The following is a 12,785-nucleotide window of genomic DNA, read 5'->3' as shown; positions in this document are numbered from 1 at the left end:
ACCCGAGATCACCGGCGAGACCGAGAACGGCAGATCGATCAGCGTGGTCAGCAGCGCCTTGCCGCGGAAGTCGAACCTGGCGATACACCATGAGGCCACGAGGCCGAACACCAGATTCAGCGGCACCGCGATCGCGGCGGTGATCACGGTCAGCTTGATCGCCGCCAGCGCGTCCGGATCGGCGAGCGCTTCGAAATAGAAACGCAGCCCCTTGTTCAGGGCCTGATAGAACACGGCAACCAGCGGCACGACCAGAAACAGCGCGAGAAACAGCAGCGCGATGCCGGTCAGCAGCCAGCGCACCACGGACCGCTCGGTCACCGGATCGGGCCGGCGCGCCACGTTCAGCGGCGCGCGCGGCGCGGCGGCCACGGCGGCAGCCGCTGCGGCGGCGTGCTCCGCGCGGTTCACGTCGTGCACGCTATTCACGCTGTTCAGCGGAGGGCGGCTCATTGCACACCTCCGCCGATCGCCGCGACACTCTTTGCCGCGCCAGGCGCCGGGCCAGCACTGCCGCGGCTCGTGCGACGCTGCAAGTACCACTGCAAGGTATTGATGAACAACAGCATCAGGAACGACACCACCAGCATGACCACCGCCAGCGCCGTCGCGCCGGCATAGTCGTATTGTTCGAGCTTGGTGATGATGAGCAGCGACGTGATTTCCGACTTCATCGGCACGTTGCCGGCGATGAAGATCACCGAGCCGTATTCGCCGAGCGCGCGCGCGAACGCCAGCGCGAAGCCCGTCAGCAGCGCCGGGAATACCGCCGGCAACACGACGCGGCGAAATGTCAGCCAGCGCGTCGCGCCGAGGCAGGCGGCCGCCTCTTCCTGTTCGCGCTCGAACTCTTCGAGCACCGGCTGCACCGTGCGCACGACGAACGGCAAACCGATGAAGGTCAGCGCGACCAGTACGCCCGCCGGCGTAAATGCGATCTTGATGCCGAGCGGTTCGAGAAACTGCCCGATCCAGCCGTTGCCCGAATACACCGCCGCCAGAGAAATACCGGCGACCGAAGTAGGCAACGCGAACGGCAGATCGACCACCGCATCGACGATACGCTTGAACGGGAACGTGTAGCGCACCAGCACCCACGCAACCAGAAAGCCGAACACCGCGTTGATCAGCGCGCCGCCGAGCGCCGAGAAGAACGTCAGCCGGTACGACGCGAGCACCCGCGGCGAGGTCACCGCACGCACGAACTGGTCCCAGTCGAGCGTCGCGGTTTTGAGAAAGGTCGCCGCAAGCGGGATCAGGACCACGAGGCTCAGATAAGCCACCGTGATGCCGAGTGTCAGGCCAAAACCGGGCAACGCGCCCGGTTTTCGGAAGGTCAACGTCGTCATGCTGGATACTCTTTCAGGTTGATGCTTGCGGTTTGGATCACCGATTTCCGGCCGCCGGATTCCGCTTGACCAAAAGCGCGCCCAGGAGCGCGCTCGGAAGTGACGCGTTGCCGCGCCGCCTGGTCGATGCCGGTTCAGGCATCGGCAGGCTTACTGCGGCTGGTAGATCGAATCGAACACGCCGCCGTCGGCAAAGTGCGTCTTCTGCGCGTTCGCCCAGCCGCCGAACGAGTCGTCCACCGTGTACAGCTTCAGCTTCGAAAACTTGGCGGTCAGATCGGCCGGCACCTTGTTCGAACGCGGACGGTAGAAGTTCTTCGCGGCGATCTCCTGCCCCTCTTCGCTGTACAGGAAGTTCAGATACGCTTCGGCCAGCTTGCGCGTGCCGCGCTTGTCGACGACCTTGTCCACCACCGCGACCGGCGGCTCGGCCAGAATGCTCACCGACGGCACGACGATTTCAAACTTCTCCGGGCCGAACTCCTTCAGCGACAGGAACGCCTCGTTTTCCCACGCGATCAGCACGTCGCCGATACCGCGTTGCACGAAGCTGGTGGTCGCGCCACGCGCGCCCGAATCCAGCACGCCGGCGTTCTTATAAAGCTTGCCGACGAACTCCTTCGCCTTCTGCGCGTTGCCGCCCGGCTGATGTTCGGCATAGGCCCACGCCGCGAAGTAGTTCCAGCGCGCGCCGCCTGAGGTCTTCGGATTCGGCGTGACGATCGACACCCCCGGCTTGATCAGATCGTCCCAGTCCTTGATGTGTTTCGGGTTGCCCTTGCGCACCAGGAACACGATCGTCGACGTGTACGGCGACGCGTTGTCCGGCAACCGTTTTTGCCAACCCTTGTCCAGCAAGCCCTTGCTGGCCAGTGCATCGATGTCGTAGGCCAGCGCCAGCGTCACCACGTCAGCCTGCAAACCGTCGAGCACCGAGCGCGCCTGCGCGCCTGAGCCGCCGTGCGACTGCTTGAAGGTGATCGTCTCGCCGGTCTTCGCCTTCCATTGCCTGCCGAATGCCTGGTTGACGTCCTGATACAGCTCGCGTGTCGGGTCGTAGGAAACGTTCAGCAGCGTGGTGTCGGCGGCCTGCGCCGGGGTGATTGCAGCGAGCGCGCCGGCCGCGCCGAACGCGAGCGCCGCGATGAGTTGTTTCGTCCTGCCCGCCAGCCCCGTGTGTCGATGATTCATGTCAACTTTCTCCGCGTTGTGGTCCGCTGAAACAGCGTCTGGTGTTGTTTTGCGTCGCGGTCACGTGCACATGAGCGCCAACCCGGAGGCCAGTCTATCGAAGGGCTTTCATCATTAAAAATAATGTTTCTTCATTTTTTAATACGCAAAAGTGGTAATGGCAGCTGGATAAGGCGTTGCGGCACGAAAACGGATGTTCTAGCGTCCATCAGCGGCGCTGGAGCGGCACCCGTGGTCACGAACTTAAAGTAAAGCTTGAATTGCGCCGAATACTGTATAAAAATACAGTCACCTGTTCATACATACAGTGGCCATGACAAAACTCACCGCACGACAGCAGCAGGTTTTCGATCTGATCCGCCGCGCGATCGAACGCACCGGTTTTCCGCCCACGCGCGCGGAAATTGCCGCTGAACTGGGCTTCAGCTCGGCCAACTCGGCAGAAGAACATCTGCGTGCGCTCGCTCGCAAAGGTGTGATCGAACTCGCGGCCGGCGCGTCACGCGGCATTCGCCTGCTGGCAGGCCCGGAAGATTCGCCGCACCAGTTCACGCTGCCACACGCCAGCATCATGCAGTTGTCGCTGCCGCTGATCGGCCGGGTTGCCGCCGGCAGCCCGATCCTCGCGCAGGAACATATCTCGCAGCACTACTCGTGCGACCCGGCGCTGTTCTCGAGCAAGCCCGACTACCTGCTGAAGGTGCGCGGGCTCTCCATGCGCGACGCGGGCATCTTCGACGGCGACCTGCTCGCGGTGCAAAAGAGGAGCGAAGCGAAAGACGGCCAGATCATCATCGCCCGCCTCGGCGACGACGTCACGGTCAAGCGCCTGAAGCGCCGGCCGAACGGGATCGAGCTGATCGCCGAGAACCCCGACTACGAGAACATCTTCGTTGAAACCGGCAGTGCGGAATTCGCGCTGGAAGGCATCGCCGTGGGGCTGATCCGCCCTGGCGAGTTCTAAGCCGCCCGCGCCTGTTCACCCAACCCACGCTGCATCAACGCTGCATCGCCTGGAGAGACTCATGGAACGCCTTGCCCGCCTGCTGCCATTTCGCCAGTTCGGTCGTCTGCGCCATTTGCGCAATCTGGTGCCCTGCTCATTGATCGAAGCGTCCACCGAGCGCACCGCATCGCTGTTCGACGCGCCCGCTGAAGTATCGAGCCTGCCGTCGTCGTTGCCGGCGTTTGCCCGTGTGTCGTTGAACTCGGGGTTGAATACGGCTGAGCCGGCGCGTCGCGCACCGGTGCGGGTCTACCATGGGCCGTCGCGCCTGATCATGGTCGGCACGGTCGACGCGGTGTGCCGAATGATCGATCGCTGCATTGCCGACGAAGCCAACATGCACGGCGCGGTATTCGAGTCGTGAAGGCGCGTTCTGAACTGGAAAGCAGTTGCACCGCGCATAGCCATTTGCGGTATTCGCCTTTCAGACTGCTGCTCAGATATTTGCCTGGAATGGGATTGTTTTTGCGGGGCCGTGGTCCACGTTAAATCAAACCTGATCGGGAGTCCCATTCGATGACAGCTCCGACACGCACCAAGGGCGGCGCCACCCGGCCGCTGATCATCACGCTGGTTGTGATCGTAGTGATTGCCGCGCTGGGGTTTGCTTACGCGTCACCCTATATCGCGCTGAACAATCTCAAACGCGCGGCCGATGCGCGCGACACGCAAACCGTCAATCAGTATGTGGACTTTCCCGCGTTGCGCGACAGCCTGAAGGAGCAGATCGTGGGCATGCTGAACCGGCGGCTGGGCGCTGACAACGACAGCAAATTAGCCACTATCGGCGCAATGATCGGCGTGACGCTGATCGGTCCGCTGGTCGACGCGTATGCGACACCGGACGGCGTGGCGGCCTTGCTGAACGGCATGCCGCCGCACGGCGACCCAAGCGAGCGGCCGCCCGCAGCGCCAGCCGCGGCAGCGCAGGCGCCTGCATCGCCCGCGGCTGGCGACGCCGCTCACAGCGCCGCTCCCGCACAGCCGCGGCAAACCACGGCAGGCTATCGCAGCCTCAACGAGTTCGTCGTCACTTACCGGCGGGGCGAAGGCGATGCGCATTACTCGGCGATCTTCCGGCGCGAAGGTCTGTTCACGTGGAAGCTCGCCGCGATCAACCTGAACGAGTAACCGGCTGGCCGTCATGGCTGGCCGTGAAGCTGGCCGTTGTGGCCAGCCGCCCGACCCACACGTCCGTTCGCGAGCGCAGCCAGCAACTTCAAGCAGCAAGCCGCTTCAAGCCGCCGCTTGCTGCTGTTCCTGCACCGACGAGCAGGCCACCAGAATGCTGCACGAGACCCGGTCGAGCAGCGGCGTGTTGCCCGCACCCATCCACCAGCGCGACAAACCGGTACGGCAGCGATGGCCGACCACCACGAGGTCGACATGCAGTTCATTGGCGAGATTGGCGATCTCGTCGATCGGGTGGCCGAACGCGAAATGCCCCTGCGCGCTGACGCCTCGCTCGGTGAGCCAGTCCACCCCTTCCTGCAAAATGTCGCGGGCGGTCTTTTCGAAACTGCCGCAAGCCACATCGGTTAGCAGGCCCGCACTTTGCGCGATGCTGGAACGCATGTCGACCACCGACAGCAAATGCGTTTCCGCCTTCAGGTCCAACGCAAGATCAGCGCCGCAACGTAGCGCTTTGCGGCCTTCACGCGAGCCGTCGTAGCACAGCAGGATTTTTTGGTAGCTCGCCATGGTTTTCTCCCTTCGCGCGGAAAGCGCGGTCTGAATCAATCATGGTGCGCCGCAATTCAGGTTGCAAGGGATGGAAAACGCTAAGTGCGCGGTCAGTGCGCCCTAGACCGGTGCGCGCGGGGTTCGACTGCTATCGCGATGGTCTTGCAAGTGGATGCGGCAGTGCAAAACAACGCACCTGTGACGTTCGCTGCCGCCTAACATTAGCCGGCCGATGGCCTAGAATAAGCGGCCTTCCCGGCCATTAGCGTTTTTTCCGGAGCCTCGATCGAGTCATGTCTGAAGCCGCCATTGAATTCCACCAGGTCAAGAAAACCTACGGCGAAAAGACGGTCGTCGACGGGCTGTCGTTTCATGTCAACACCGGCGAATGCTTCGGCCTGCTCGGCCCGAACGGCGCTGGCAAGACCACCACGTTGCGCATGCTGCTCGGCATTGCGTCGCCGGACGCCGGCGTGATCCGTCTGTGCGGCGAGCCGATCCCGGGCCGCGCGCGCGTCGCGCGAGCGCGGGTCGGCGTGGTGCCGCAGTTCGACAACCTCGATCCCGATTTCACGGTGCGCGAAAACCTGCTGGTGTTCGGCCGCTACTTCGGCCTGAGCGCCGCGCAATGCCGCGCGGTGGTGCCGTCGCTGCTCGAATTCGCGCGGCTCGAGAGCAAGGCGGATGCGCGCGTGAGCGAACTGTCGGGCGGTATGAAGCGGCGTCTCACGCTCGCGCGCGCGCTCGTCAACGATCCCGACGTGCTGATCATGGACGAGCCGACCACCGGGCTCGATCCGCAGGCGCGCCATCTGATCTGGGAGCGGCTGCGCTCGTTGCTGGCGCGCGGCAAGACCATCCTGCTGACCACGCACTTCATGGAAGAAGCCGAACGGCTTTGCCACCGGCTGTGCGTGATCGAAGAAGGACGCAAAATTGCCGAGGGTGCGCCGCGCGAGTTGATCGCAACCGAGATCGGCTGCGATGTGATCGAGATCTTCGGACCCGATCCGCTGGCACTGCGCGATGAACTCGCGCCGCTCGTCGAGCGGACCGAGATCAGCGGCGAGACGCTGTTCTGCTACGTGAACGACGCGCAGCCGGTGCATGCGCGGCTCAAGCAGCGCGCCGATCTGCGCTATCTGCATCGTCCAGCGAATCTGGAGGACGTGTTCCTGCGGCTCACCGGCCGCGAGATGCAGGACTGAAGACGCGCACACTGACAAGAGCACCGCCACTCGCTATAGCTGCAACGACACCGCACGAGACACGCAATGGACGCACGCACTTACGAAGCCCCAGGCGACACGCCATCGAAACAGGAGCCCTTCGCCGCCTTCCCGGCCAACGCCGTGAACTGGATCGCGGTATGGCGCCGCAACTATCTGGTGTGGAAGAAGCTCGCGATCGCATCGATGTTCGGCAATCTTGCCGATCCGATGATCTATCTGTTCGGCCTCGGCTTCGGGCTCGGGCTGATGGTCGGACGGGTCGACGGCGTGTCGTACATCGCGTTTCTGGCGGCGGGCACGGTGGCGTCGAGCGTGATGATGTCGGCGAGTTTCGAGTCGATGTATTCGGGCTTCTCGCGCATGCACGTGCAGCGCACATGGGAGGCGATCATGCATACGCCGCTCACGCTCGGCGACATCGTGCTCGGCGAGGTGATGTGGGCCGGCAGCAAGTCGATGCTGTCGGGCGCGGCGATCATGCTGGTGGCCGGCGCGCTGGGCTACGCGAATTTCCCGTCGATGCTGCTGGCGTTGCCGGTCATCATGCTGACCGGGCTTGCGTTCGCGAGTCTCGCGATGGTGGTGACGGCGCTGGCGCCTTCGTATGACTTCTTTATGTTTTACCAGACGCTGGTGTTGACGCCGATGCTGTTGCTGTCCGGCGTGTTCTTTCCCACCTCACAATTGCCTGCGGCCGCGCGGGCCGTGACCGACGTGCTGCCGCTCGCGCATGCGGTCGATCTGATGCGCCCGGCGATGCTTGCGCGGTCCATCGACAATGCGGCTTTGCACCTGGCCGTGCTGGCCGCTTATGCGGTGGGCGGGTTTATCGTGTCGGCGATTCTGTTTCGACGCCGGATGATGAAATAGGCCTCGGTCTTTGAAGAGCCGCCGGCGGCCGGCGTTCGGCGACAGCGCCGCAACCGGGGTTGCGGCGCTGTCGGTGTCAACCTCGTGGATCGACCTCGGAGGCCAACCTCGGCCCCCGCAGCGAAACGATCCGCTTCAATCCTCGTCGTCAGTCCACGGAATATCCACGTCGGAGATGAACGCCACCGTCGCGAACGGCCCGCCATCCTGACGCCCGATCTTCCCATCGGCGCGCTGCCATTCAACCCGGAACACCGTGCCCGGATCGTCGGCGATCAATCGCACCGTCCGAACCTCATCCGGGTCGGCTTCCTCGACGGGGCCGTCGAGCGAGATCTGCAATTCCTGCGGCCACAGTCCATCGGCCGGATCGTAAATCTTGTCGCCGTCGGGGATCAGCGTGAACGCTTCCACGCCGATGGTCGCCGAAGCATCGACGATCATCTTGCCCAGTGCGCGCAGCAACGCGGTCGCCCGTGCCGAATTCGCCTGACGGATTGCAAGATCCCCGCGCGTCAGCGCCTGCTCAAGTTTTGGGTTTGTTTTTTGTTGCGCCATTCGATGTCCTGAGTCCTATCGCTCTGTTGTGCACGACACGCCGCGTCGATTGCGCACCGTGCTCCATTTTTCGGGCTGAATCCTACCACTGGTGTGCGTTGCAACATCACAAGCCGCGCAGTGCTCTTCTTCCCGGTCACCTCCGTCCACCACAGTTTAGGTCGTGAATCGGTTTCCGGCTGGGACATTTGCCTTTGTATCGGCTACGTCGGGAGCCAAGCCGCTGATTTATCGCTTCGCTCGCCGGGTTTCAAATGCGCTCGCCCAGGCATGGCCACCCGCGCCGACAGCCGAAATTATCCGGACGCAAACGCGCGCGACCGGTCTGGCGGTCAGTTGCAACTATTGGCGTGACAACGTTCAGCAGGAGGGTTTGCGACGTTCGTAATGATCTGACTGATCGATGCGAGCGCTAATAAGCAGGTGGCCGGGTTTATTTGATGTTCTATGCGGTGGCGGGGGTACCTGCTGAAGCGCGGTTCGAGTCTGGCTCGAAACCACCTCGAACCAGCCTCTGGAACCACGCACAACCAACGTACAACCAACGCAAACCTACCGCATCAAGGCGCCGGATTCGGCTGCAACTCATGCAGCGCGTCGATCTCGGCAAGCGCTTCCGGCGACAGCTTCACTGCGGCGCTGGCGATGTTTTCCTTCAACTGATCGAGCGACGTCGCGCCGATCAGATTGCTGGTCACGAACGGCCGGCTATTGACGAACGCAAGCGCGAATTGCGCGGGCGAGAAGCCATGACGTTTCGCCAGTTCCACATAACGCGTGGTGGCCTGAATCGCATGCGGTTTGCTGTAGCGCTGGAAGCGCTCGAACAGCGTGATGCGGGCGCCGGCCGGACGCGCACCGCCTTCATACTTGCCCGACAGCCAGCCGAACGCGAGCGGCGAATAGGCCAGCAAGCCGATGTTGTCGCGATGCGCATACTCGGACAGGCCCACTTCGTACGTGCGGTTCAGCAGGCTGTACGGATTCTGGATGCTGACGATGCGCGGCAAGCCAAGCTTTTCGGCGGCGCGCAAGAACTGCGCAACACCCCACGGCGTTTCATTCGATACGCCGATATGGCGCACCTTGCCCGCCTTGACGAACTCCGCGAGCACCGACAGCGTTTCTTCGATCGGCACCGTGTACGCGTCGTCGACCCACGGATACGCGGGACGGCCAAACGTCATCGTGTTGCGATCCGGCCAATGCAGCTGATACAGATCGACGTAGTCCGTTTGCAGCCGCTTGAGGCTATCGTTGAGCGCTTCGGTCAGGTTCTTGCGATCGAACTGGTTGGCCTCGCCGCGAATATGGCGCGGATTGTGCGGCTGACGCGCCGGCCCGGCGATCTTGGTGGCGAGCACGATTTTCTCGCGGGCGCTGCGATGCTGCGCGAGCCACGTGCCGATGTAGCGTTCCGTCGAACCCTGCGTCTCGGCGCGCGGCGGCACCGGATACATTTCGGCGGTGTCGATCAGGTTGACGCCATGATCGAGCGCGTAATCGATCTGCGCGTGCGCTTCCTGCTCGTTGTTCTGCTCGCCCCACGTCATGGTGCCGAGACCGATCAGGCTAACCTGAACATCGGAGTCGCCGAGTCTGCGGTATTCCATCTATCTTGTCCTGTTGAATGTGAACGGAAAGCGCTGACGTTACCACGCCGGCGCAATGCCTGCAGCAAGGCTAGAATGCTAACCCCGGCGGGCGTCGCCCGCTTTTCCGCGCTCAATGAACCTGGCGTCGACTCTATCCGCGATGAATCCCGAACACCTCGAACTGCTGGTCACGCGCGTAATGCCCTACGGGAAATATAAAGGCCGCCTGATTGCGGACCTGCCGGGTCACTATCTAAACTGGTTCGCGAGCCAGGGGTTTCCGCCGGGTGAAATCGGCCGCCTGCTCGCGTTGATGCAGGAGATCGATCACAACGGTTTGAAGCCGCTACTCGAGCCCTTGCGCAAGCGCTGATACCGTCTCGATGAAAGCCCGCTAGAGCGCAGTGAAGCCGGATGAAAGTTGCAACGCAGGCAACGTGCAAGCAATGTAGGCTTGTACAAATTTATACAGTCTTTTTATTGCACCTCGCGACTGCATGGACTTAAATCTGCATAAGTCGTCGCGCAGCCATGAATGGTCCGACGGCTCGCGCGAAATTTCCGCATCTGATCCTGCCTGTCCATGCCTGAATTCAGCCTGTCCACCCTGCTGGAATTTATCGGCCACGACCTCTCACCCGTGCGCGCGGTCATCGCGTTTTTTCTGATCGGCTACGTGGTAGTCGGACTGCCCGTGCATTTTCGCCAAGGGGCCGCGTCGCGCGACATCTGGGGCACGGTCGCCGGCGTCACGATGGCCGCGATCTACGCGGCGTTCATCATCGGCGTGTACCCTGCGCTGCATCATTCGGCTGTCGCGCTGCATTAGTCCCGCGCCGCAACACGTCGCAGTCGAGCACGATCGAGACGTGCCTCGCTTGCGCGAGGCGACACGATGCAGCGCGTCGGCCAACGTCGATTTGCCGGCGCCGGACAGGCCCGCCATCCAGCTCACAGCGCCACGGGGCGCGCTCACGATTTACGCGCCGCGCCGGCCGCGGCATGCTGGACAACCACGCGAGACACCGGCTCGCTAAAGCCGTCGGCCTTCGTCAGTTCCGGCCCGAGACCGTCGAACAGCGGCTCGAGCAACGCCTGCCGCGGCTGCCAGCGGCGCACCGACGTCCTGTAAAGCGGACGGCGCACTTGCTCAGAACTTGCCGTGGTCACCTGACGCGTCGTCTGGTGAAACGCGAGACAGCGTTCGTCCCAGTCGAGCCCGCAATGCGCGAGCATCCGACGCACATTGCCTTCGAGATCGTCGACCAGCTCCTCGTAGTTGATCTCGATCATCACGCCTTCGGGCAGCGCGCTTCGCCAGTGCGCCATCAACGCATCGTACGCACGATAGTAGCGGCCGAGTTCGCCGAGGTCGTAGCTGAATGGCACGTCGTGAAAAAGCCGCGAAAAAATCGACAGGCAGGTTTGCAACGGCGAACGGCGGCTATGAATGAAGCGCGCGTTCGGCAACGCCAGATGGATCAGCCCGACGTTGATGAAATTGAACGGATATTTGTCGGTGAAACGAGCGTAGTGCGGCGCTTCGCCTGGCGCGTCCGATTGCCCCTGGTCTTGCGCGTGGTTTTGCGCATCGCCCTGGATTTCCGGCAGCGCGCGGCGCATCAGTTGCAGATAGTCGGCGCCGAGCGCACGCAATTGCGCCGCGCCGACGCCGTGCAAGGCTTCGATATCGATCCTCAGCGGATCGCCTGAAGCGCGGCGCATGCACTTGACCAGCGCCTCGCCGAATTCCGTGCGCTCACCCGCACCGAACACCTGCGGATGGCTCGCCAGAATCTGCTCGATCAAGGTCGAGCCGGAGCGCGGCATGCCGACTATAAAGATCGGCGCCGCCGACGGATCGCCCAGACCGCGCGCGGCCGCGAACAGCTCTGAAGTCAGCAGTTCCGGCAGATGCGCGAACAGGCCGAGCGCGTCGGCTTCGTTATAACGCACGCCGGCGCGGTGCAACGCGTTGGCCTTCAGGATGTGCTCAAACGAAGCGTCGTGGCGGCCCACGCCGGACAACGCCTGACCATACGCGAAGTGAAGCTCCGCCTGATCGGCCGGGCTCAGCGAAGCGGCGTCGCCGACCAGCTGCTCCAGCGACGCGAACACGGGATCGTCGGCGGCGAGACGCTTGGTCTGCACGAAGTTGCGGTAATACAGCGGCACGCGCGGCGCACCGTCGATCGCGCGGCGATACGCCTCGTGCGCTTCGTCGAAACGACCGAGTGCCTGCAGACAGTTGCCCATGTTGTTGTGCGAGCCGTCGGCGCCTGGATTATGTCGCACCGCTTCGCGGTATGCCTGGACCGCCTGCTCGAGCCGATGCATCTGCTCGAGCGTCCAGCCGAGTCCGTGATGCAAATCCGCGTTGCACGGATCGCGCGCGATCGCCTCGCGATAACGGTCGACGGCCTCGGGAAAGCGGTTCAGCGCGGCCAACGTCGCGGCGAGGCGCTCATAATTCACGGCATCGGCGGGAGCGCACGCGCGGGCGGCTTCGAGGTCGCCGCGTGCAATGCATGCGTCGCCTTCAATGCGACACGCCGAGGCGGTAGCCGGCTGGGGATCGTACTTCATGGACGGGTGGATGTTCGCAGGCGTCGCGTCGAGCGATCCTGGCAGTGGGCGTGTCGTTCTTTTTCGTCCGGCGTCGGCACGGGCATGGGTCCGGACTCAAAGGCGATTGTCTGAGCGGAAATTAACAGGCGCCCCCTACAGTTCCTTTTCGGATATTTAACCAACTGTTACAACATGGCGAATTGGTAAGGAGTAGGAAGATTGTCGCAACGGCTGGCAGTCGTGGCATTGATCGCCACGCGTGAATCATGGACGCAGACTCAGACGCGATAGCCGTAATGTGCGGACACAAATGCTGCTGAACTCCGCCGCACGCGTTTTTTCTGATGCTTATACGAAGGAGAAAATCGTGAGCAGGCTCGTTGCGTCGATGGCGCTGTTAGCGCTGGCGGCAGGTCTCACCGGATGCGTGGTTGCGCCGGCATATGACTATGCGTACGCGCAGCCCTACTACCCCGCCTATGGGTACCCGTATGGACCGCCGTATGCGCCCGTTTATGGAACGGTTGGCATTTGGGGTGGCTGGGGTGGCCCATGCTGCTACTACCACGGGGGCGGCGGTGGTCACTGGCATGGTGGTCACGGTGGCTGGCATGGCGGCGGCTCCCACGGCAGTGGGCTTGGCGGATCGCACGACGGCACGTGGAGCAGCGGCGGTGGCGGCCATGGGGGACACGGCCATTGAAGCTGTATTGGCGGCTGACGGGTTGATCGG

The 12,785-nt window shown here is 63.0% G+C and carries 15 protein-coding genes; 8 read left to right on the top strand and 7 right to left on the bottom strand.

Annotated features, from left to right (window positions below; genetic code table 11):
* From HV744_RS30800 to HV744_RS30790, 3 genes are all read right to left on the bottom strand, one after another.
* On the bottom strand, positions 1-453 hold a 453-nt coding region (locus tag HV744_RS30800), incomplete at its 3' end, for an ABC transporter permease family protein (protein WP_484555897.1).
* Positions 450-1,349 carry a sulfate ABC transporter permease subunit CysT gene (gene cysT / locus HV744_RS30795; protein WP_175153110.1) on the bottom strand — a complete coding sequence of 300 codons (900 nt, stop codon included), beginning with the start codon at positions 1,347-1,349 and terminating at the stop codon, positions 450-452. The genes cysT and HV744_RS30800, both read right to left, overlap by 4 nt.
* Before the next feature lie 150 nt (positions 1,350-1,499).
* Positions 1,500-2,540 carry a sulfate ABC transporter substrate-binding protein gene (locus tag HV744_RS30790; RefSeq protein WP_175153109.1) on the bottom strand — a complete coding sequence of 347 codons (1,041 nt, stop codon included), beginning with the start codon at positions 2,538-2,540 and terminating at the stop codon, positions 1,500-1,502.
* Positions 2,541-2,853: 313 nt separating this feature from the next.
* Between HV744_RS30790 and lexA the strand changes: the two genes are divergently transcribed.
* The 3 genes from lexA (at position 2,854) to HV744_RS30775 (ending at position 4,677) form a co-directional block, all read left to right on the top strand.
* Complete coding sequence (lexA, locus tag HV744_RS30785; protein WP_175153108.1) at positions 2,854-3,504, top strand: transcriptional repressor LexA; 651 nt, start codon at positions 2,854-2,856, stop codon at positions 3,502-3,504.
* 61 nt (positions 3,505-3,565) lie between these two features.
* Positions 3,566-3,910: a hypothetical protein gene (locus HV744_RS30780; protein WP_175153107.1), complete on the top strand. Its 345-nt coding sequence runs from the start codon at positions 3,566-3,568 to the stop codon at positions 3,908-3,910.
* Between the two features lie 152 nt (positions 3,911-4,062).
* Positions 4,063-4,677: a DUF2939 domain-containing protein gene (locus tag HV744_RS30775; RefSeq protein ID WP_175153106.1), complete on the top strand. Its 615-nt coding sequence runs from the start codon at positions 4,063-4,065 to the stop codon at positions 4,675-4,677.
* A 105-nt stretch (positions 4,678-4,782) separates the two neighbouring features.
* On the opposite strand, the gene HV744_RS30770 is transcribed toward HV744_RS30775, so the two are convergent.
* The gene (locus HV744_RS30770) at positions 4,783-5,247 is read right to left on the bottom strand and encodes a universal stress protein (RefSeq protein WP_175153105.1); all 465 of its coding nucleotides are present in this window, start codon (positions 5,245-5,247) and stop codon (positions 4,783-4,785) included.
* A 275-nt stretch (positions 5,248-5,522) separates the two neighbouring features.
* Between HV744_RS30770 and nodI the strand changes: the two genes are divergently transcribed.
* Positions 5,523-6,437 carry a nodulation factor ABC transporter ATP-binding protein NodI gene (gene nodI, locus HV744_RS30765; protein ID WP_175153104.1) on the top strand — a complete coding sequence of 305 codons (915 nt, stop codon included), beginning with the start codon at positions 5,523-5,525 and terminating at the stop codon, positions 6,435-6,437.
* Between the two features lie 66 nt (positions 6,438-6,503).
* Positions 6,504-7,331 (top strand): ABC transporter permease, encoded by an 828-nt coding sequence (locus tag HV744_RS30760; RefSeq protein WP_175153103.1) that lies wholly within the window; start codon positions 6,504-6,506, stop codon positions 7,329-7,331.
* Positions 7,332-7,466: 135 nt separating this feature from the next.
* Here the strand turns inward: HV744_RS30760 and HV744_RS30755 are convergent, their stop codons facing one another.
* Together HV744_RS30755 and HV744_RS30750 are read right to left on the bottom strand one after the other, a co-directional pair.
* Positions 7,467-7,889: a hypothetical protein gene (locus HV744_RS30755; RefSeq protein WP_106283591.1), complete on the bottom strand. Its 423-nt coding sequence runs from the start codon at positions 7,887-7,889 to the stop codon at positions 7,467-7,469.
* A gap of 560 nt (positions 7,890-8,449) precedes the next feature.
* The gene (locus HV744_RS30750) at positions 8,450-9,502 is read right to left on the bottom strand and encodes an NADP(H)-dependent aldo-keto reductase (RefSeq protein WP_175153102.1); all 1,053 of its coding nucleotides are present in this window, start codon (positions 9,500-9,502) and stop codon (positions 8,450-8,452) included.
* Between the two features lie 142 nt (positions 9,503-9,644).
* Between HV744_RS30750 and HV744_RS30745 the strand changes: the two genes are divergently transcribed.
* Together HV744_RS30745 and HV744_RS30740 are read left to right on the top strand one after the other, a co-directional pair.
* Positions 9,645-9,857, top strand: coding sequence for a DUF3820 family protein (locus tag HV744_RS30745; protein WP_175153101.1), 213 nt, complete (start codon positions 9,645-9,647; stop codon positions 9,855-9,857).
* Positions 9,858-10,067: 210 nt separating this feature from the next.
* A complete protein-coding gene (locus HV744_RS30740; RefSeq protein WP_175153100.1) occupies positions 10,068-10,313 on the top strand; it encodes a hypothetical protein in 246 nt (81 codons plus the stop codon).
* A gap of 143 nt (positions 10,314-10,456) precedes the next feature.
* Here the strand turns inward: HV744_RS30740 and HV744_RS30730 are convergent, their stop codons facing one another.
* Positions 10,457-12,070, bottom strand: coding sequence for a tetratricopeptide repeat-containing sulfotransferase family protein (locus HV744_RS30730; protein ID WP_175153099.1), 1,614 nt, complete (start codon positions 12,068-12,070; stop codon positions 10,457-10,459).
* A gap of 349 nt (positions 12,071-12,419) precedes the next feature.
* Between HV744_RS30730 and HV744_RS30725 the strand changes: the two genes are divergently transcribed.
* Positions 12,420-12,755, top strand: coding sequence for a hypothetical protein (locus tag HV744_RS30725; protein WP_175153098.1), 336 nt, complete (start codon positions 12,420-12,422; stop codon positions 12,753-12,755).
* The last annotated feature ends 30 nt before the right edge of the window (positions 12,756-12,785 follow it).

The organism is Paraburkholderia ultramafica, from assembly GCF_902859915.1.
GTDB classification, from domain to species: Bacteria; Pseudomonadota; Gammaproteobacteria; order Burkholderiales; family Burkholderiaceae; genus Paraburkholderia; species Paraburkholderia ultramafica.
Note: the sequence above shows the minus strand (reverse complement) of the source record. Positions and strands in the feature narration are given on the sequence as shown.